General features: G+C 75.9%; 2 protein-coding genes. Both read right to left on the bottom strand.

The window, feature by feature from the left end; translation table 11 throughout:
* Positions 1 to 26 precede the first annotated feature (26 nt).
* Positions 27 to 9743, bottom strand: a complete 9717-nt coding sequence (locus tag AB0O91_RS01070) for an amino acid adenylation domain-containing protein (protein ID WP_363426898.1) — start codon at positions 9741 to 9743, stop codon at positions 27 to 29.
* On the bottom strand, positions 9740 to 22207 hold the full coding sequence (locus AB0O91_RS01065; protein ID WP_363426896.1) for an amino acid adenylation domain-containing protein: 12468 nt from the start codon (positions 22205 to 22207) through the stop codon (positions 9740 to 9742). Before AB0O91_RS01065 ends, AB0O91_RS01070 begins: the two co-directional genes overlap by 4 nt.
* Between the last annotated feature and the right edge of the window lie 79 nt (positions 22208 to 22286).

Below are 22286 nucleotides of genomic sequence, written 5' to 3'. Positions count from 1 at the left end.
ATCGCGGGCTGTGGGGTCGGTGTCGGTCAGCCGGAGCAGGCGGTGCCGTCGCCGGGCTCCGCTCCGAGGGCGGTGTGGACCAGACGGTCCACCAGGTGGTCGGCCAGGGCGGCGACGGTCGGCCGGGCGAGCAGGTCCGCCAGGCAGAGGTCGCCCTCGAACTCCCCGCGCAGCCGCTGGAGCAGCGACATGGCGAGCAGCGAGTGGCCGCCGAGGTCGAAGAAGTTCTCGTCGATGCCGAGCGCGGGCAGGCCCAGCACCTCCGCGAAGGCCGCGTGCACCGCCTTCTCGCTCGGGTACCGGGGTTCGCGCTGCGATCCGGCGGTCGTGTAGTCCTCGGCGCCCGGCTCGGGCAGGGCCTTGCGGTCGAGCTTCCCGTTGACGGTCAGCGGCAGCGCGTCGAGGACGACGAACGCCGACGGGACCATGTACTCGGGCAGCCGGGCAGCCAGCATACGCCGGAGCTCGGTGACCTCGATAAGGGTACCCTCACCCGGCACCAGGTAGGCGGCGAGGCGCTTGACGCCGGGGGTGGACTCACGGACCACCACGGCGGCCTGGGCCACGTCCTCGTGGGCGGCGATGGCGTCCTCGATCTCGCCCGGCTCGACCCGGTAGCCCCGGATCTTCACCTGGTCGTCGGCCCGGCCCAGGAAGTCCAGCAGACCATCGGCCCGCCAGCGCACCACGTCACCCGTGCGGTACATCCGCGAACCCGGCTCCCCGAACGGGTCCGCCACGAAACGCTCCGCCGTCAGAGCGGCCCGGTTCAGGTAACCCCGCGCCAGACCCACCCCGTTCACGTACAGCTCACCCGGCACACCCACCGGCACCGGCCGCAGATGACCGTCCAGCACATGCGCCACCGTGTTCCAGATCGGCCGGCCCACCGTCGCCGTCGCCGAGTCCGGCGTCCCGCCGCCCAGCGTGTTGATCGTGTACTCCGTCGGCCCGTACAGGTTGTAACCCGTCACCCCCGGGGTGTCCCGCAGCCGCGACCACAACGTCTCCGCCACCGCCTCACCACCCAGCAGCACCAGCACCGGACGGTGCCGACCCTCGTCCAGCAGCCCCCGGTCGACGAGGGCCTGGGCGTAGGACGGGGTCACGTTGATCACATCGACGGCGTGTTCGGCGCAGTAGGCCGCGAGGGCCTCGGCGTCGCGGCGCAGGGCCTCGTCGAGGACGTGCACCTCGTGGCCCTCGACCAGCCACAGCAGCTCCTCCCACGACATGTCGAAGGAGAACGACACCGTGTGGGCGATCCGCAGCCGCCGACCGCCCGCCGACGCCACCACCGGATCGAAGATCTCCTGCCGGTGGTTCAACTGCATGTTCGTCAGACCCCGGTACGGCGTCACCACACCCTTCGGCCGACCCGTCGACCCCGACGTGAAGATCACGTACGCCGCCGCGTCCAGGTCGACGGTCAGGCCGAGCGCGGTCGCGGGCAGGGCGTCGAGTTCGGCCGCGGTCTCCGGGGAGTCCAGCAGCAGCCGCTCCACCCCGGGCGCCTCGGGCATCCGGGCCTCGGCGGCGGTGCTGGTCACCAGGCAGACGGGGGCGGTGTCCTCGACCATGAAGGCCAGCCGCTCCACCGGGTAGTCCAGCTCCAACGGCAGGTACGCCGCACCCGCCCGCAGCACCGCGAACAACGCCGCCACCATGTCCAACGAACGCGGCAGCCCCAACGCCACCACCCGCTCAGGACCGGCACCCCGCGCCACGAACAACCGCGCCAACCGGTTCACCCGCGCATCCAACTCCGCGTACGTCCACGCCACCGCACCCTGCACCACCGCCACCTCATCCGGCACCAGCAGCGCACGCTCCGCCAACAGATCCGCCACCGACGCATCCGGGAGCCCACGACCCGTCGCCGCCCACTCCCCCAACAACCCCCGCTCACCCGACGTCAACACGTCCAGGCCGCCGATGCGGCGGTGCGGGTCCGCGGCGACCTGCTCCAGCACCGCGAGCAGCCGCTCGACCAGGGCTTCGGCGGTGGCCCGCTCGTAGAGGTCGGTGGCGTACTCGAAGGCGATGTCGATCTCCTCGGTGGAGGAGGTCTCCTCGAAGTTGAAGTCGAGTTCGAACTTCGCGGCGCCCAGCTCGAAGGGCAGGATCCGGCTCTCCAGGCCGAGCAGTCGCCCGGCCTGGCCGTCGTTGTGCTGGTAGCCGAGCATCACCTGGAACAGCGGGTGGCGGCCGGGCACCCGGGGCGGGTTGACGGCCTCGACCAGCCGGTCGAAGGGCAGGTCCTGGTGGGCGAAGGCGGCCAGGTCGGCGTCCCGGGTGCGGACCAGGAGGTCCGCGAAGGTCGGGTCGCCGGCGAGGTCGTTGCGCAGCACCAGGGTGTTGACGAAGAAGCCGACCAGGGAGTCCAGACCGGCGTCGGAGCGGCCGGCCACCGGGGCGCCGAGCGGGATGTCGTCCCCGGCGCCGAGGCGGTGCAGCAGGGTCGCCACCGCGGCCTGGAGCACCATGAAGGTGGTGGTGCCGGTGGCCCGGGCGGCCTCGCGCAGCCCGCGGTAGACCTCGGGGGTCACCTGGGCGTACACGGTGTCGCCGCGGAGGCCGGCGGTCGGCGTGCGGGGGTGGTCGGTCGGCAGCGGCAGCTCCTCGGGCAGCCCGGCCAGCGCCTCCTTCCAGTAGGCGACCTGGCGGGAGTGCAGGCTCTGCGGGTCGTCGTCGGCGCCGAGCAGCTCCTGCTGCCACAGGGTGTAGTCGGCGTACTGCACCGGCAGCGGGGCCCAGGCCGGGGCGGCCCCGGCCGAATGCGCCGTGTAGGCCTCCGTGAGGTCCCCGATGAACGGGAGCATCGACCACTCGTCGCCGGCGATGTGGTGGAACAGCAGGACGAGGGCGTGGTCCTGCGGACCCACCTCCAGCAGGGTGACGCGCAGCGGTGCCTCGGCCGAGAGGTCGAAGCCGTACCGGACGGCCGCCTCGACGTCGGCGGCGAGCGTCTCCTCACCGGAGCGGACCACGTGCACGGCGTCGGCCGCGGCCGGGGCGTCCAGGACCCGCTGGAAGACGGAGCCGTCGCGCTCGGTGAAGACGGTGCGCAGGCTCTCGTGCCGTTCGGTCACCGAGCGGACGGCGGCGCGCAGGGCGTCCGGGTCGAGCGCGCCGGTGACCCGGACCACCAGCGGCACGTTGTAGGTCGCCCCGGAGTCGTCGAGGTTCTGCAGGAACCACATCCGGCGCTGGGCGTGCGACAGCGGCAGGTCGGCCGGCCGCTCGCGGCGGGCCAGGACGGGGCGCCGCTCGACGTCGCCGCCGGCCCGGTGGGCGAGTCCGGCCGGGGTCGGCGCCTCGAAGAGGTCGCGGACCGTCAGCGGGCTGCCGAGCAGGGTGCGGACCCGGGTGACCAGGCGGGTGGCGAGCAGCGAGTGGCCGCCGAGGTCGAAGAAGTGCTCCTCGGGGCCGACCTCGGTCAGACCGAGCACCTCGGCGAACGCGCCGCAGAGGATCTCCTCGCGGGCGTCGCGCGGGGCGCGGCCGGCGGCGGAGGCGTCGGGCGCGGGCAGGGCGTTGCGGTCGAGCTTGCCGTTGACGGTCAGCGGCAGTGCGTCGAGGACGACGAACGCCGAGGGGACCATGTACTCGGGCAGGCTCCGGGCCAGGGTGTTGCGCACCTCGGCGACGTCGATACCGGTTCCGGCGGGGACGAGGTAGGCGGCGAGGCGCTTGACGCCGGGGGTGTCCTCACGGACCACCACGGCGGCCTGGGCCACGTCCTCGTGGGCGGCGATGGCGTCCTCGATCTCCCCCGGCTCGACCCGGTAGCCCCGGATCTTCACCTGGTCGTCGGCCCGGCCCAGGAAGTCCAGCAGACCATCGGCCCGCCAGCGCACCACGTCACCCGTGCGGTACATCCGCGAACCCGGCTCCCCGAACGGGTCCGCCACGAAACGCTCCGCCGTCAGAGCGGCCCGGTTCAGGTAACCCCGCGCCAGACCCACCCCGTTCACGTACAGCTCACCCGGCACACCCACCGGCACCGGCCGCAGATGACCGTCCAGGACGTGCGCCACCGTGTTCCAGATCGGCCGGCCCACCGTCGCCGTCGCCGAGTCCGGCGTCCCGCCGCCCAGCGTGTTGATCGTGTACTCCGTCGGCCCGTACAGGTTGTAACCCGTCACCCCCGGGGTGTCCCGCAGCCGCGACCACAACGTCTCCGCCACCGCCTCACCCCCCAGCAGCACCAGCACCGGACGGTGCCGACCCTCGTCGAGGAGGCCGCACTCCACCAGCGCCTGGGCGTAGGAGGGGGTGACGTTGATGACGTCGACGGCGTGTTCGGCGCAGTAGTCGGCCAGCCGCTGGGTGTCCCGGCGCAGGGCCTCGTCGAGGACGTGCACCTCGTGGCCCTCGACCAACCACAGCAGCTCCTCCCACGACATGTCGAAGGAGAACGACACCGTGTGCGCGATCCGCAGCCGCCGACCGCCAGCCGACGCCACCACCGGATCGAAGATCTCCTGCCGGTGGTTCAACTGCATGTTCGTCAGACCCCGGTACGGCGTCACCACACCCTTCGGCCGACCCGTCGACCCCGACGTGAAGATCACGTACGCCGCCGCGTCCGGCTCGTAGGGCGCCGCGTAGGGCTCGGCGGGCAGGGCGGCCAGCTCGGCGCGGACGGCCTCGGCGTCCAGCAGCACGGTGTTGGGGTGGGCCGGGACGTGGCCGACGGCCGTGGAGTCGGTGACCAGGCAGACGGGGGCGGTGTCCTCGACCATGAAGGCCAGCCGCTCCACCGGGTAGTCCAGCTCCAACGGCAGGTACGCCGCACCCGCCCGCAGCACCGCGAACAACGCCGCCACCATGTCCAACGAACGCGGCAGCCCCAACGCCACCACCCGCTCAGGACCGGCCCCCCGCGCCACGAACAACCGCGCCAACCGGTTCACCCGCGCATCCAACTCCGCGTACGTCCACGCCACCGCACCCTGCACCACCGCCACCTCATCCGGCACCAGCAGCGCACGCTCCGCCAACAGATCCGCCACCGACGCATCCGGCAGCACCCGACCCGTCGCCGCCCACTCCCCCAGCAACCCCCGCTCACCCGACGTCAACACGTCCAGGGCGTGCACGGACCGGTCGGGGTGGTCGACGATCTGGCCGAGCAGCGAGACCAGGCGCTCGGCGTGCTGCTCGACGACGGCCCGCTCGAAGACGTCCGGGCGGTACTTCCACTCGAAGGTGAGCGCCTCACCGGGGTTGGTGATGAAGATCAGCGGGAAGTGGGTGGCGTCGACGTCCACCACGTCCCGGACGCCCAGGCTCTCCCGGATGCGGTCGCGCACGCCCTCGTCGGCGGGGGTGTTGCGGAGCACCTGGAGGGTGTCGAAGAGCCGGCCGAAGCCGGTGCCGCGCTGGATCTCGCCCAGCCCGGTCTGGTGGTGCGCCAGCAGCGCGGTCTGCTCGGACTGCAGGCGGGTGAGGAAGGCGGTGACGCTCTCCGCCGCGTCCAGCCGGGCGCGGACCGGCACGGTGTTGAGGAACATGCCGATGGTGGCGTCGATGCCGGGCAGCTCGGCCGGGCGGCCGGAGACGGTCGCACCGAAGACGACGTCCTCGCGGGCCGTCAGACCGGAGAGCAGCAGGCCCCAGGCGCCGGAGAGCACCGTGTTCAGGGTCAGGCCGCGCTCCCGGGCGAACGCCGCGATCCGGGCGGTGAGTTCGGCGGATATCCCGGCGGTGACCTCCTGCGGCAGCAGGGCGGCCCGCTCGCGCGCCTGCGGCGCCAGCAGGGTGGGCTCGGTCAGGCCGGCCAGCGACGCGCGCCAGGCCGCCGTGCCCTGCTCGGCGTCCTGGGCGGTCAGCCAGCGCAGGAAGTCGCGGTACGGCAGGCCGGTCGCCGGGGCCGGCTGTCCGGCGCAGTGGGTCAGCAGCTCCTGGAGGAACAGCCCGGAGCTCCAACCGTCCCACAGCAGCGCGTGGTTGGTGATCAGGATGCGCTGCCCGCCGTCGGGGGCGAGGACCGAGACCACCCGCAGCAGCGGCGGGGCGGTGAGGTCGAAGCGGGTGGCCGCCTCGCGCTCGGTCAGTTCGCGCAGCCGGGCGTCGAACTCCTCCGGTGCGAGGGCCGAGAGGTCGATCTCGCCGAGCGGCACGTCCACCGCGCGGGGGACGAACTGCAGCGGGCGGCCGGGCCCGTCCTGGAGGAAGCCGGCCCGCAGGTTGGGGTGGCGCTCCAGGACGGCGGCGAGGGCCGCCCGCAGCCGCTCCAGGGGGATGCGGCGGGTCAGCGACACGACGTCGCGGGAGGTGTAGACGTCCAGGGAGCGGTCGTCGTAGCCGGCCTCGAAGAGCAGGCCCTCCTGGAGCGGGGAGACCGGCCAGATCTCCTCGATCTCCAGCTCCGGGACGGCGGCGCGGACGGCCTCGGCCTCGGCCTCGGTGGCGGCGGGCAGTTCGGGCAGCTCGGGGGCCTGCTCCGCGGTGCCGCGGGCGTCGGCGAGCGCGGCGAGGGCGGCGGGGGTCCGGCCCTCGAACACGTCGCGCGGGCTGAGCGCCAGGCCCTCGGCGCGGGCGACGCCGATCAGGCGGATGGAGGCGATGCTGTCGCCGCCGAGCCGGAAGAAGTCGTCCTCGGCGCCGGTCTCCGGCAGGCCGAGCACCTCGGCGTACAGCTCGCACAGCAGCCGCTCGGTCTCGGTCTCGGCCGCGCGGCCGGCGGAGACACCGGTGTAGTCCAGGGCGTCGTCGGGCAGGGCCTTGCGGTCCAGCTTGCCGTTGACGGTCAGCGGCAGCGCGTCGAGCACGGCGTACGCGGACGGGACCATGTATTCGGGCAGCCGGGCGGCGACCGCGTCGTGCAGGGCGGCCGTGTCCAGGCTCGCGCCCGCGGCGGGCACCACGTAGGCCACCACCCGGTCCACGGCGCCGCGGCGCACCAGGACGGCGCTGTGCGCCACCGAGGGCTGCGCGGCCAGCACCGCCTCGATCTCGCCCAGTTCGATCCGGTAGCCGCGGATCTTGACCTGGTCGTCCACCCGGCCCAGGTAGTCGATGGTGCCGTCGGGCCGGCGGCGGACCAGGTCCCCGGTGCGGTACATCCGCTCCCCGGGCCCGCCGAACGGGTCGGCGACGAAGCGCTCGGCGGTCAGCCCGGGACGGTCCAGGTAGCCGCGGGCCAGCTGGACGCCGGCCAGGTAGAGCTCGCCCGGGGCGCCGGTCGGGACGTGCCGCAGGAGCCCGTCGAGCACGTAGGCGCGGCCGCCGGCCAGCGGGCGCCCGATGCTCGGGGTGTCGCTGTCGGCGAGGTCCGCGAGCAGCGCGTCGACGGTGAACTCGGTCGGGCCGTAGTAGTTCAGCACGGTGACGCCGGGCTCGGCCCGCAGCCTGGTCCAGAGCGGTTCGGGCAGCGCCTCGCCGCCGAGGAGCAGGACCGGCGGGCGGTGCCCGCCGGTCAGCAGGCCGGAGTCCAGCAGCTGCTGGGCGTAGCTCGGGGTGACGTCGAGGGCGTGGACGCCTTCGGCGCGGGTGTAGCCGACGACGGCCTCGGCGTCCCGGCGGTCGTCCTCCCCGAGGATGTGCAGCTCGTGGCCGCCGATCAGCCAGATCAGCTGCTCCCAGGACGAGTCGAAGGAGAAGGAGGCCGTGTGCAGGGCGCGCAGCCGCGGGAGCCCGGCCGCCGCCAGGGCCGCGGCGAAGGGGCCGGTGAGGTGGTCGTGGGCCAGGTTGGCCAGGCCCCGGTGGGTGATCACCACGCCCTTGGGGCGGCCGGTGGAACCGGAGGTGTGGATGATGTACGCGGCCTGGTCCGGGTGGACCGCGCCGCCGCGCTCGGTGTCGGTGAGCGGGCCGTCCGGCATCGCGGCCGCGGCGGCCCGGGTCTCCGGGGCGTCCAGCAGCAGGACGGTGGTGCCGGGCAGTTCCGGCAGCCGCTTCGCGACGGCCGCGGTGGTCAGCAGGACGGCCGGGCGGGCGTCGTCGAGCAGCAGGGCGAGCCGGTCGTCCGGGTGGTCCAGGTCCAGCGGGAGGTAGGCGCCGCCGGTCCGGAGCACGGCGAGGATCGCGGTGACGGTGTCGGTGGAGCGGGGCACGGCGATGGCGGCGACCTTGTCCGGCCCGAGGCCGCGGCAGAGCAGCAGTCGGGCCAACCGGTCGGCGGCGTCGTCCAGTTCGGCGAAGGTCAGCTCGTCCCGGAGGCCGGCCGGCGAGGGGCCGACCAGGGCGCGGGCGTCGGGGGTGCGGCGGGCCTGCTCGGCGAGGCGGTCGGCGACGGTGCCCGCGGGCACCTCCTGGGCCGGACCGGCCAGGGTGGCGGGCAGGGCGGCCCGCTCGGCGGCGTCGAGCAGCTCCAGCCGGTCCAGCCGGGTCTCCGGCGCGTCGGCGAAGGCCCCGAGCAGGGCCAGGAAGCGGTCGGCCAGCCGGGCGGCCTCGGCCTCGGTGAACAGGTCCGGCCGGTACTCCAGTTCGACGCGCAGGTCGGTGCCGGGCAGCACGGTGAGGCCGAGCGGGAAGTGGGTGGCGTCGCGGGCGCCGAGCGCGGTGATGGCCAGGCCGTCGGCGGAGCCGAGGCTGTCGCGCAGCGCGTCGCCGCCGCCCTGGTAGTTCTCGACGACCAGGAGGGTGTCGAAGAGGTCGCCCTCGACGGCGCTGCGGCGCTGGATCGCGCCCAGGCCCAGGTGCTGGTGGGCCATCAGCCCGGCCTGTTCGCGCTGCACCGCGGCGGCGACGTCGGCCAGCGTGGCGCCCGGGGTGAGCCGGACCCGGACCGGGACGGTGTTGATGAACAGGCCGACCATCGACTCGGCGCCCGGCAGGTCGTCGGGGCGGCCGGAGACGGTGGTGCCGAAGACCACGTCGGCGGTGCCGGTGAGCGAGCCGACCAGGACGCCCCAGAGGGTGTTGGCGACGTTGCCGAGGGTCAGTCCGCGGCCCCGGGCGGCGGCGGTGATCCGCTGCGAGAGCTCCGGGCCGGCGTACCGGGTGACCAGGCCGGGTTCGTCGGCGGCGGCCGCCGGCGCGCCCGGTGCCACCGGGTGGGCCTGCTCGACCCCGGCCAGCGCCTCGGTCCAGGCCCGCTCGGCGGCGGCGGTGTCGCGGGTGGCCAGCAGCGCCAGGTGGTCCTTGTAGGGCCGGACCGCCGGGAGCACCGAGGCGTCCCCGGCGGAGCCGTAGAGGGCCAGCAGCTCCCGGAAGACGATCGGCATCGACCAGCCGTCGAGCAGCAGGTGGTGGCAGGTCAGCACCAGACGGGAGCGGTCGTCGCCGAGGCGCAGCAGGGCGAACCGCAGCAGCGGCGGGGCGTCGAGGTCGAAGCGCCGCTGCCAGTCCTCGTCCATGGCGGCGCGGACGGCCGCGTCCTGGGCCTCCCCGGAGAGCGCGGTCAGGTCCGCCTCCCGCAGCGGCGTCGCGACCGAGCGCTGGACGAACTGGACGACGGCCTCCGGGTCCTCGTACCAGAACCCGGCCCGCAGGTTGGCGTGCCTGGTGAGCAGCGCGTCGACGGCGGCGGCCAGCCGGGAGGCGTCGACCGGGCCGGCCAGGTCGAGGTGCGACTGGACGACGTAGACGTCGCGGGCGCGGTCGTCGTAGAGGGCGTGGAAGAGCAGGCCCTCCTGCAGCGAGGAGAGCGGGTAGACGTCCTCCAGATCCGACGGGGCCGTGGTCCGGGAGTCGTCGGTCGGGGCGGTGGAGTCGTTCATCTCGGTCTTCTCGGTCCTGGGGTCGGTGGGGTGGTGGTCGGTCGGGACGGGGGCTGCGGTGCGGTCGCTCATCGGCGGCGCCGTCCGCGCAGCCGGGACTCCAGCCGGTCGATCTGGGTCTGCTTCAGCGAGACCAGGCCGAGGTCGGAGGGGGTGATGCCGCCGGCGTCGCCGGTGGCGGTGTGCCGGGCGAGGGCGTCGAGGGCGGCGAACCAGGCGTCCGCCAGCCCGGCGACCTCGGCCTCGGTGAGCAGGGCCTGCGGCCAGCTCCACTCGACGGCCAGCTCGGGCCGCCCGTCGGTGCCGGTCCGGACGACCGCGTCGATCTCCAGCGGGTAGCCGGCGGCCATCCGGGGGTCGGGCGCGGCCGCCGCCGCGACGGTCTCCCGCTCGGGCTGCGGGGCGAGCGGCCAGCCGCCGAGGGTGCCGCCCCCGGCGTCGCTGCGGCCCCGGTAGTTGAAGAGCACCTGCGAGCGCGGGCAGGCGGCTAGCAGGGGCGCGGTCTGGGCGTTGAGGTGGCGCAGCAGGCCGAAGCCGAGGCCCTTGTCGGGGGCGGCGCGCAGCTGTTCCTTGACCAGCTTGAGGGCCCGGCCGGCGGCGGGGCCGCCGGTGAGCGCCTCGGCGGGGTCGGTCCCGGCGAGGTCGAGCCGGACGGGGTGGACGGTGGTGAACCAGCCGACGGTGCCGGCCAGGTCGGGGGTGTGGTCCCCGTGTCCGCCGCGGCCGTGCCCCTCCAGGTCGACCTGGAGGGCGGGGGCGGCGCCCGGCCGGGCGCCGGCCACGCCGAGGACCAGTCCGGCCAGCAGCACGTCGTCGACGCCGACGCCGAAGGCCTTGGGCACCTCGGTGAGCAGCGGGGCGGTGCGCTCCGCCGGGAGGGTGCGGCGCAGGGTCCGCAGGGTGGCGACGGTGTCGCGCTCCGGGTCGGCGGCGAGCCCGCCGAGCGGTCCGGCCGGCCCGGCCAGGGCGGTGCGCCAGTGGGCGGCCTCGGCGGTGCGGGCGCGCTCCTGGGCGTGCGTCAGCAGGTGCTCCGACCAGGCGCGCAGGCTGTGGCCCTCGGGTTCGAGGACGGGGGTGCGGCCGTCGGCCAGCGCCTGGTAGGCGGTGGCCAGGCCGGGCAGCAGGGTCCGCCAGGAGACGCCGTCCACCGCGAGGTGGTGCACGGTCAGCAGCAGCCTGCCCTCCTGGCCGTCACCGGCGTCGAACCAGACGGCGCGCAGCACCCGGCCGGTGCCGGGGTCGAGCGACGCCGCGGCGGCGTCGGCCTCCCGGGCCAGCAGCCCGGTGCGGTCGGCGGTGCGCGCGTCGACCCGGCGCAGGGTGTCGGCGTCGGTGACCGCCGGTGCCTGGGCGGCCGGGAGGATCTCCTGGGTCCACAGGCCGTCGGTCCGGTCCAGGCGCAGGCGCAGGGCCGGGTGGTGGGCGGCCAGCGCCGCCAGCGCGGCGCGCAGCGGCTGCTCGCGCAGTCCGGCCGGGGTGGTGAGCAGCACCGACTGGTTGAACCGGTCGACGGGCCCGCCGCGTTCGCGCAGCCAGTGCACCACCGGCAGCGCGGGCAGTTCGCCGTCCGCCGGGGGCGCCGCGGCCGGGGTCGCGGCGGGGGCGGCGACCGCGAAGCCCTTGGCCTCGGCGAGGGCGGCCGGGGTCGGGTACTGGAAGACGTCCTTGGCGGCGAGGTCGAACCCGGCCTTGCGGGCCCGGCTGATCAGTTGGATCGAGACGATGCTGTCGCCGCCGAGGGCGAAGAAGTTCTCGTCCGCGCCGACCTCGGCCAGGCCGAGCACCTCGGCGAACACCCGGGCCAGGGCGGCGGCCGGGGAGGCCCCGGTGCCCGTGCCCGCGGCGGGTTCCGGGCGGCGGCCCGGCAGCGGGAGGGCCTTGCGGTCGAGCTTGCCGTTGACGCTCAGCGGCAGCGCTTCCAGGACGGTGACCACGGCCGGGACCATGTGCTCGGGCAGCACGGCGGCGACGGCCGCCCGGACGGCGTCCGGTGCCGCGCTCGCGCCGGCCTGCGGGACGACGTAGCCGAGCAGTTGCCGGGCGCCGCCCTCGGTGAGGGCGCGGGCGGTGACGGCGGCCTGGCCGACTCCGGGCACGGCGGCGAGGGCGGCCTCGACCTCGCCGAGCTCGATCCGGAAGCCCCTGACCTTGACCTGGTCGTCGGTGCGGCCGAGGTACTCGACCTCGCCGTCGATGCGGCGGCGCACCAGGTCGCCGGTGCGGTACATCCGCTCGCCGGTGCCGAACGGGTCGGCGACGAAGCGGCCGGCGGTCAGCCCGGGGCGGCCGAGGTAGCCGCGGGCCAGCTGGACGCCGGAGAGGTAGAGCTCCCCGGGGACCCCGACCGGGACCGGCCGCAGCCGGGCGTCGAGCACGTGCAGGCGGGTGTTCCAGACCGGACGGCCGATGGGCACGATCCCGGCGCCCGCCCAGGCGCGGTGGTAGGTCACGTCGACGGCGGCCTCGGTCGGGCCGTACAGGTTGTGCAGCTGGATCTGCGGCCACAGCGCGAGGAAGCGGTCCACGGCGGTGGCGGGCAGGGCCTCGCCGGAGCAGAACACCCGCTGGACGTCGGCGAAGGCGCGGCGGACGGCGGGGTCCTGCTCGGCGGTGCCGGTGAACGCGGTGAGCATCGACGGGACGAAGTGGCAGGCGGTCACCCCCGCGCGGGCCACCAGTGCGGCGAGGTACTCGGGCTCGCGGTGGCCGCCCGGCCGGGCGAGCACCACCCGGGCGCCGCTGACCAGCGGGAGGAAGAACTCCCAGACCGAGACGTCGAAGCTGGCCGGGGTCTTCTGGAGGATGCGGTCGGCGGGCGTGACGCCGTAGACCTCCCGCATCCAGTCGAGCCGGTTGACGATCGCCCGGTGGGTGACCACGACGCCCTTGGGGCGGCCGGTGGAGCCGGAGGTGAAGATCACGTACGCGGCGTGGTCGGCGTCCGGGGCGGCGGCGGGCGCCGTGCCGGCCGGCGCCTGGGCGTCGACGGTGAGCACCGGCACGCCGGGGACGGCGGGCAGGCCCGCCTCCAGCCCGGGCAGGGTGAGCACGCAGACCGGGGCGGCGTCCTCGACCATGCCGGCCAGCCGTTCGGCCGGGTACTCGGTGTCCAGCGGCAGGTAGGCGGCGCCGGACTTGAGCACCGCGAGCAGCGCGACCATCAGCTCGGCCGAGCGGGGCACGGCGACGGCGACGATCCGGTCCGGTCCGGCTCCGGCGGCGCTCAGCGCCCCGGCGAGGCCGGCGGCCCGCTCGTCCAGCTGGCGGTAGGTCAGCTCGGCGTCCTCGAAGACCACGGCGACGGCGTCGGGGGTGGCGGCGGTGCGCTCGGCGATCCGGTCCAGCAGGGTGCCCCCGCGCACCGGGATGGCGGTGGCGTTCCACTCCCCCGCCAGGCCCCGGTGCTCCTGGGCGGAGGTGGGCTCGATCCGGTCGACCGACCGTCCGGGCTCGGCGAGGGCCTGCTCCATGACGCGCATCAGCCGGCCGCCGAAGAGCCGGGCGGTGGCGCGGTCGAAGAGGTCCTGCGCGTGGATGACGGTCAGGTCGGTGCGGGTGCCGTCGGCGGACTCCACGAAGGTGAAGGCGAGGTCGAAGCGCGCGGCGTGCACCGGGTCGGGCAGCAGCGCGGTGCGGGCGCCGAGGAGCCCGTCCAGGCCGTCGGCCTCCCGGCGGTGCTGGACCATCACCTGGAACAGCGGGTGGCGGCCGAGCGAGCGCTCGGGGTTGACGATCTCCACCAGCCGGTCGAAGGGCAGGTCCTGGTGGGCGAGCGCGCCGAGCACGGTCTCCCGGGAGCGGGCGACGAGTTCGTCGAAGGACGGCCCGCCCGACAGGTCGTGCCGCATGACCAGGGTGTTGACGAAGAAGCCGACCACGGACTCCAGCACCTCGTCGGTGCGGCCCGCGACGGGCGTGCCCAGCGCGACGTCGGCGGTGCCGGCCAGCTTGCCGAGCAGCAGCGCCGCGGCGGCCTGGGTGACCATGAACGGCGTGGCGCCGGTGCGCCGGGCGTAGTCGCGCAGCGCGGTGTGCAGCTCGTCGGGCAGCCGCAGCCGCACCGCGCCGCCGCGGCCGGTGGCCTCGGCGGGGCGGGGCCGGTCGGTGGGCAGCGCCAGCTCGGCGGGCAGGTCCGCCAGGCGCCCGCTCCAGTAGCGGGTCTGCTCGGCGGCCGGGCCCTGCGCCGCGGCGAGGAGTTCGCCCTGCCACAGGGCGTGGTCGGCGTACTGCAGCGGCAGCGGCGCGAACTGCGGGACGGCGCCCGCCCGGCGGGCGGCGTACGCGAGGTCGAGGTCGCGCAGCAGCACGCCCTCCGACCACTCGTCACCGGCGATGTGGTGCAGCGCGATGCTCAGCACGTGCCGCGACGGTCCGGTGGACAGCAGGGTGGCGCGGACCGGGATCTCGGTGGCCAGGTCGAAGGCGTACGCGCCGGCCGCGGCGACCTCCGCGTCCAGGCGGCCGTCGGTGACCTCGGCGGCGGTGAACGGCACCCCGGCCGTCTCCGGGGCCAGGACGTGCTGGTGGGGCCGCCCCTCGTGGTCGGGGAAGACCGTGCGCAGGGCCTCGTGACGGGCCAGCACGTCGCCGAAGGCGGTGCGCAGGGCGGCCGTGTCCAGCTCGCCGTCGATGCGCAGCGCGCACGGGATGGTGTACGCGGTGCTGGGGCCCTGGAGGCGGTGGAGGAACCAGAGCCGGGCCTGGGCGGCCGACAGCGGGATCCGCTCCGGGCGGGGGCGGGCCGCGGGTGCGGTGCGGCCGCCGTTGCCGCCGTCCAGCCGGGCGGCGAACGCGGCGGCGGTCCGGGTCTCGAACAGGTCCCGGATGGCGACGTCCGTCCCGAGGGCGGCGCGCAGCCGGCCGACCACCCGGGTGGCGAGCAGGGAGTGGCCGCCGAGCAGGAAGAAGTCGTCGTCGACCCCGACGGCGGGCAGGCCGAGCACGTCGGCGTAGACGCCGCAGACCACGGCCTCCCGCTCGCTCCGCGGGGCGCGCCCCGCGGGGGCGGCGAAGTCGTCCGCCGCCGGCTCGGGCAGGGCCTGCCGGTCGAGCTTGCCGTTGACGTTCAGCGGCAGGGCGGCCAGCGGCACGATCGCGGCCGGGACGAGGTACTCGGGCAGGGCGTCGGCGAGCGCCTTGCGCAGCACGGCCGGGTCGGTGACGGCGCCGGGCGCCGCGACGACGTAGCCGACCAGGCGCTTGACGCCGCCCGCGCCCGCACGGGCGAGCACGGCCGCCTGGGCGATGCCGGGCTGGGCGGCGAGCACCGCCTCGACCTCGCCTGGTTCGACCCGGAAGCCGCGGATCTTCACCTGGTCGTCGTCGCGGCCGAGGTAGTCCAGGCTGCCGTCGGGGCGGTGGCGGACCAGGTCGCCGGTGCGGTACATCCGCTCGCCGGGCGCGCCGAACGGGTCGGCCACGAAGCGGCTCGCGGTGAGCGCGGGCCGGTTGCCGTAGCCGCGGGCCAGGCCGGGCCCTGCGATGTACAGCTCGCCCGCCACCCCCGCCGGGACGGGGCGCAGCCGGGCGTCCAGCACGTAGACCCGGGTGTTGCCGATCGGCCGGCCGACGAACGGGGTCGGGCTGTCGTCGAGGGCCGCGCCGAGGGTGTCGACGGTGTACTCGGTCGGGCCGTAGAAGTTGTGCCCGAGCACGCCCTCGGTCTCCCGGATGCGGGTCCACAGGGCGTCGCCGACGGCCTCGCCGCCGACCAGGAAGAGCAGCGGGCGGTGCCGCTCGGAGTCGAGCAGGCCCCATTCCACGAGCTGCTGGCCGAACGACGGGGTGACGTCGAGGGTGTCGATGCGGTCGGCGAGCAGCCGCTGGACCAGGGCCTGGGGGTCGCGGCGCAGGTCCTCGCCGTACACGTGGAGTTCGTGCCCCTGGATCAGCCAGAGCAGCTGCTCCCAGGAGGAGTCGAAGGAGAACGAGGCGGTGTGCGCGGCGCGCAGCCGGCGCCCGCCCGCGCGGGCGACGGCCCGGGCGAAGACGGTGTTGCCGTGGTGCTCCAGCATGTTGACCAGGCCCCGGTGGGGCACCTGGACGCCCTTGGGGCGGCCGGTGGAGCCGGAGGTGTGGATGACGTACGCGAGGTCGTCGAGGTGCGGGCGCGCCGGTTCGGCGTCCAGCGTGCCGACCTCGGCGAGGGTGACCACGCCGCGGCCGTCCGCGCCGAGCACGGGGTGGCGTTCGGCGACCTCGGCGGTGGTGAGGGTGAGCAGCGGGTCGGCGTCCTCCAGCATGAGGGCGATCCGCTCGTCCGGGTGGTCGAGGTCGATCGGCAGGTAGGCCGCGCCGGAGGCGAGGACGCCGAGCAGGGCGGCGACCAGGTCGGCGGAGCGCGGCAGGGCCAGCGCCACGACCCGGCCGGGCCCGGCGCCGAGCGCGGCGAGGTGGCGGGCGGTGCGGGTGACCTGCTCGGCGAGTTCGCGGTAGCCGAGCCGCCGGCCGCCGAAGACCACCGCGGTCTCCTCGGGCATCGCGGCGGCGCGGGCGGCGAAGGCGTCGACGACGGTGCCCCCGGGCAGCGCGCGGCCGGTCGCGTTCCACTCCTCCACGACGGTGCGGCGCTCGTCCGCGGAGAGGACGTCCAGGTCGCCGACCGGGGTGTCCGGGCGGCCGGTCAGCTCGGTGAGCACCCGCAGCAGGCGCTCGCCGACGGCCCCCGCCTGGTCGGCGGTGAAGACGTCGGGGCGGTACTCGACGGTGAACCGCGGGGCCTCGCCGGGCAGGGTGAGCAGCGTCAGCGGGTAGTGGGTGGCGCCGCGGTTGCCGATCCCGGCGACCCGCAGGCCGCGGGCGGTCAGGTGGTCCGGGTCGACGGGGTAGTTCTCGAAGACCAGCAGGGTGTCGAACAGGGTGCCGTGCCCGGCCAGCGCCTGGATGTCGGCCAGGCCGAGGTACTGGTGGTCGAGCAGCGCGGACTGCTGCTCCTGGAGCCGGACCAGCGCGTCGAGGACGCGCTCGTCGTCGCGCGGCTCGAAGCGCACCGGGACGGTGTTGCTGAACAGGCCGACCATGGACTCCACGCCGGGCAGCTCGCCCGGGCGGCCGGAGACGGTGGCGCCGAACACCACGTCGGTGCGCCCGGTCAGCCGGCCGAGCAGGATCGCCCAGGCGCCCTGGACCAGGGTGTTGAGGGTCAGTCCGTGCTCGCGGGCGGTGGCGGTGAGGGCCGCGGACAGGTCCGCCGGGATCGGCAGGTCGATCTCGCGGCCCGCCGCGGCGGTGCCGGTGGCCGGGGTGCCGAGCGCGTCGGCCAGCAGGGTCGGCGCGGCCAGGCCGGCCAGCGCCCGCCGCCAGGCGTCGGTGTCGGCGGCCGTGTCCCGGGCGGCCAGCCAGCCGAGGTGGTCCGCGTACGGCGCCGCGGCGGGCAGCGCCTCGACGCTGCCACCCGCCCCGTAGGCGGTGATCAGCTCGCGCAGCAGGACGGGCGTGGACCAGCCGTCCATGACGATGTGGTGACGGGTCAGCAGCAGCCGGTGGTGGTCCGGGCCGAGGGCGATCAGGGCGCAGCGCAGCAGCGGGGGCCGGGCGAGGTCGAAGCGCCGGGCGGCCTCGGCGTCCTCGATCCGGAGGACCTCCTCGTCCCGCAGGTCGTCCGGGACGGCGGTGAGGTCGTGCTCGCTCCAGGGCACCCGGACCCGGCCGGTGACCAGTTGGAGCGGCTCGCCGGAGCCCGTGCCGGAGAAGGCGGCGCGCAGCGCGGTGTGCCGGTTGACGACCGCGTCGACGGCGTGCACCAGGGCGGTGCGGTCGAGCGGGCCGCGCAGGTCCAGGGAGGTGAGGGAGGTGTAGAGGTCGTCGTCGCCCTGCTCGTCCTGGAGGAGGGCGTGGAAGAGCAGGCCGTCCTGGAGCGGCGAGAGCGGCAGCACGTCGCGGGTGTCCGGGTGGTCGGCGGCGACGCGGTCGAGGACGGCCTGGGTGACCCGGACCAGCGGCACGTCGGAGGGGGTCAGGCCGCCGGCGTCGGGGCGGGCGGCGTAGCGGGTGAGCGCGTCCAGGTGGGCGAACCAGTCCGCGGCGATCGCCCGGACCGCCTCTTCCCCGAACAGGCCCTGCGGCCAGGTGAGTTGGACGGTCAGCTCGGGGCCGGAGGCACCGTCGTGGACGAACGCGCCGATCTCCAGGGCGTGGGCGCAGGGCAGCCCGGGGTCGGTGGACGCGGCGATGGCGTCCCCGGCCGCCGGGGCGACCGTCCACTCCTCGCCGGTGGCGGCGAAGCGGCCGAGGTAGTTGAAGAGCAGCTGGGGCTCGGCGAGGTCGGCGAGCGCGGCGGCGGAGACCGGGTCCAGTCGGCGCAGCAGGCCGTGGCCGGCTCCGGCGTGGGGCAGGGCGCGGAGCTGCTCCTTGACCAGGGCCAGGGCGCGGCCGACGGCCGGCTCGCCGGCCAGGGCGGCGGCGGCGTCGACGCCGGTCAGGTCGAGGCGGACGGGGAACTCGCTGGTCAGCCAGCCCACGGTGCGCGAGGTGTCGGCGCCGGGGACGAGCGCGTCCTCGCGGCCGTGGCCCTCCAGGCGCACCAGCAGGTCGGCGCGGGCGTCGGCCCCCAGCCGGGCGCGGCGGCGGGCCAGCAGGGCGAGGGCCAGCCCGGTGAGCAGGACGTGGTCGACGCCGGCCCGGTGGGTGGCGGGCACGGCGCCCAGCAGCGGGGCGGTGCGGTCGGCCGACAGGGTCAGCCGCAGCCGCCGAGTGGTGGCGGCGGTGTCGCGGGCCGGGTCGAGCGGGCGCTCGCCGAGCAGCGGACCGCTCCCCTCCGCCGACACGCCCTGCCAGAAGGGGAGTTCGGAGCGGACGAGGTCACCGGTGGCGGCCTGGGCGAGGCCCAGGGTCCAGGCCCGCAGCGGCGTGGCGACGGGCTCCAGGGGGCGGCCCTCGTAGGCGGCCCGCAGGTCGGGCAGCAGGATGCGCCAGGAGACGCCGTCGACGGCGAGGTGGTGCGCGGCCAGCACCAGCAGTCCGGGGTGGTCGGCCCCGGCGTCCAGGTGGACGGCCTGGAGGACGACGCCGAGCCCGGGGTCGAGGCGGTCGGCGGCGGCCTCGCGCTCGACGGCGGCCGCCGCGGCGAGTTCCTCCGGGGCGACCCGGAGGTGGCGCAGCCGGTCCGCGGCGGGGGCGGAGCCGGCCGGGCGGACCTCCTGGGTCCAGCCGCCGTCCTCGCCGACGTGCAGGCGCAGGCGCAGGGCGTCGTGGTGGTCGGTCAGGGTGTCCAGGGCGTCGGCGAGGCGCTGGGGGTCGAGCCCGGCGGGCACGGTGACCACGGTGTGCTGGCCGAAGCGGGCGACGGGGCCGCCGCGCTCGCGCAGCCACTCGCTGATCGCCGTGGTGGGCAGCGGCCCGGTGGTGTCGACGGCCGGCCGGCCGCTCGGGTCGTCGAGCGTGGCCTCGGCGGCCGCGGCGATCCGTCCGACCGTGCGCCTGTCGAAGACCACCCGCGGGGTGATCCGGAATCCGGCGCGGCGGGCGCGGCTGCCCAGCTGGATGGCGGAGATGCTGTCGCCGCCGAGCGAGAAGAAGTTGTCGTCGACGCCGACCCCGTCGCCGGGCAGGCCGAGGACCTCGGCGACCAGGCCGGCCAGGATCCGCTCGGCCTCGGTGCGGGGGGCGCCGCCGCCGGTGCCGCCGTCGGGCGCGGGCGCCGGCAGGGCCTTGCGGTCGAGCTTGCCGTTGAGGCTCAGCGGCAGGGTGTCGAGGCCGACGAGCACGGCCGGGACCATGTGCTCGGGCAGGGTGCGGGCCAGTTCGGCGCGCAGCGCCTCCGGGTCGCCGGGCGCGGGCACGACGTAGCCGACCAGCCGGCGGGCACCGCCGGGGGTGAGCTCGCGGGCCGTCACGGCCGCCTGGACGACTCCCGGCAGGGCCTCCAGGGCGGCCTCGATCTCGCCGAGTTCGATCCGGAAGCCGCGGACCTTGACCTGGTCGTCGGTGCGGCCGAGGTACTCGACGGTGCCGTCCGGCGCCCAGCGCACCAGGTCGCCGGTGCGGTACATCCGCTCGCCGGGCGCGCCGTGCGGGTCGGCGACGAAGCGGCCGGCGGTCAGCCCGGGACGGCCGAGGTAGCCGCGGGCCAGCTGGACGCCCGCGAGGTAGAGCTCGCCGGGCGTGCCGACGGGGGCGGGCCGCAGGGCGGCGTCCAGGACGTACAGGCGGGTGTTCCAGACCGGGCGGCCGATCGGCACGACGCCGGCGGCCGGGGCGGTGTGGTGGTGGGTGACGTCGACGGCGGCCTCGGTGGGGCCGTAGAGGTTGTGCAGCGGCACCCCGGGCAGGACGCCGTACCAGCGGTCGACCACGTCACCGGGCAGGGCCTCGCCGGAGCAGAAGGCCCGGCGCAGTCCGGCGCAGTGCTCGGCGACGGAGGGCTCCTCCAGGAAGGCGCGCAGCATGGACGGCACGAAGTGCAGGGTGGTGACGGCCTGTTCGGCGATCAGCCCGGCCAGGTAGGCCGGGTCCTTGTGGCCCTCGGGGCGGGCCAGCACGACGGCGGCGCCTTCGCACGGCGCCCAGAAGAACTCCCAGACGGAGACGTCGAAGCTGGCCGGGGTCTTCTGCAGCACCCGGTCGGACGCGTCCAGCCGGTAGGTGTGCTGCATCCAGGCGAGCCGGTTGACGATGGCCCGGTGGGTGACCACGACGCCCTTGGGGCGGCCGGTGGAGCCGGAGGTGTAGATCAGGTAGGCGGCGTGGTCGGGCGACACCTCGGGCAGCGCGGCGGCGTCGGCGTCGGTCGCGTCCTCGGCGGTGGCGGCGTCGGCCGGCGCGTCGGTGAGGAGGGCGAGCGCCCGGGCGGCCTCCGGCAGGCGGTCGAGCAGGGCGGGGACGGTGACGACCCGGACGGGCGCGGCGTCCTCGATCATGTACGCCAGCCGGTCGGCCGGGTAGTCGGCGTCCAGCGGCAGGTAGGCGGCCCCGGACTTGAGGACGCCCAGCAGGGAGACCATCAGCTCGGCCGAGCGCGGCACGGCGACGCCGACCACCCGGTCCGCACCGGCGCCCGCAGCACGCAGGGTGCGGGCCAACGCGTCCGAGCGGGCGTCGAGTTCGGCGTAGGTCAGGCTGCGGTCGTCGGCGACCACCGCGACCGCGTCGGGCGTCTCGGCGGCCCGTTCGGCGATCCGGCTGACCAGGGTGCCCTCACGGACCTCGCGCCCGGTGTCGTTCCAGCCGTGCAGGACGTCGTGGAGTTCGGTGTCGGCGAGCAGCGGCAGTTCGGCCAGCGGGCGGTCCGGGGCGGTGGCCAGCCGGGTCAGCAGGGCCGCGAAGCGCTCGGCGTGGCGGGCGAGTTCGCCCGGGCCGTAGAGGGCGGGGTTGGCGTCGAACTCCAGCACCAGCCGGTCGTCCGGCGTCTTGTGGACGGACAGCGCGAGGTCCTCGACCGGGCCGGAGGCCAGGTTGACGGTGGTCCCGGAGCTGCCGGCGAAGTCGAGGTCGAGGTCGAAGGGCTTGAGGTTGAGCATCGGGCCGTACAGGCGCCCGTCGGTGCCCACCAGGCCGAGCTCCCGCCGGAGGGTCTCGCCGCGGTGCAGCTGGTGCCGGCGCACGGCCTTGAGCTCCTCGGCGGAACGCCGCAGCAGCGCGTCGAAGGTGTCCCGGCCGGTGACCGCCAGGCGCACCGGCAGGATGTTGACGGCCATCCCCGGGACGCGCAGCGTGCCGGGCGCGGTGCGGGCCATCACGTGCATGCCGAGGACGGCGTCGGTGGTGCCGGTCATCCGGTGGAGGTAGGCGGAGAACGCCGCGTTCGCGGCCTCGGCCCAGGTGGCCCGGGCGGCCCGGGCGGCGGCGAGCACGGCCGCGCTGTGCGCGCCGGACATCTCGAACCGGTGGCGCAGGGCGGCGGGGGCGGCCGGGGCGGTGGCCTCGGTGAGGCCGACGACGGCCGGCCGGTCGGCGAAGCGCTCCAGCCAGTACGCCCGGTCGGCCTCCGCTCGCTCGGAGCCGAGGTGGTCGCGTTCGGCGTCGACCAGCAGGGCCGCCGGGCGGAACGGGCTGTCCGGCACCTGCGACCCGGTGGCGAGCGCGGTGTGCACCTCGGCGACCCGCCGGGTGAACAGGGCGACGCTGTAGCCGTCGACGACCAGGTGGTGGAACCACTGGAACCACAGGTGGCTGTTCGGCCCGGTGCGCACCAGCAGCGAGCCGGTGAGGGCGCCGGCCCCGGGCCCCTCCAGGACGGCCGGGACGGCCAGTTGCTCGCGGACCAGGGTGACGGCGGCCCCGACGGGGTCGGTGGCGCCGCTGGTGTCGAGCCGGGGCAGGACCCAGGCGTCGGCGTCGAAGGCGCCGGGCAGCGCGACGGTGCGCCCCTGCCGCTCGGCGAGCCGGATGTGCAGCCCGTCCGCCTCGGCGAGCACCCGGCGCAGCGCCGCCTCCAGCAGGTCGCCGTCGAACTCGCCGTCGATGCGGACGTACTGGCCGACGTTGTACGCCGGGTTGTCCGGGTCGATCCGCTGGGCGGCGAGGACGCCCGCTTGGGCGGCCGTCAGCTCCTGGTGGGCGTCGTCGTGCTCGGCCTGCGTGGACATGGTGGCAGCCATGGGTCGACCCTTCCCGGTTCTCCGGCCCCGCCGACCGTGCCAGTCCGGGGCGCTCGTGCGCGTGGTGAGGTGTTCGGTG

Source organism: Kitasatospora sp. NPDC089797, assembly GCF_040684795.1.
In the GTDB taxonomy this organism is placed as follows: Bacteria; Actinomycetota; Actinomycetes; order Streptomycetales; family Streptomycetaceae; genus Kitasatospora.
The sequence above is the reverse complement of the archived record's forward strand: the minus strand, read 5'-3'. Positions and strand labels throughout refer to the sequence as shown.

Excerpts from the sequence above, each read along its gene's own strand:
- AB0O91_RS01065 (WP_363426896.1), bottom strand. The coding sequence starts at position 22,207 with ATGGCTGCCACCATGTCCACGCAGGCCGAGCACGACGACGCCCACCAG.
- AB0O91_RS01070 (WP_363426898.1), bottom strand. The coding sequence starts at position 9,743 with ATGAGCGACCGCACCGCAGCCCCCGTCCCGACCGACCACCACCCCACC.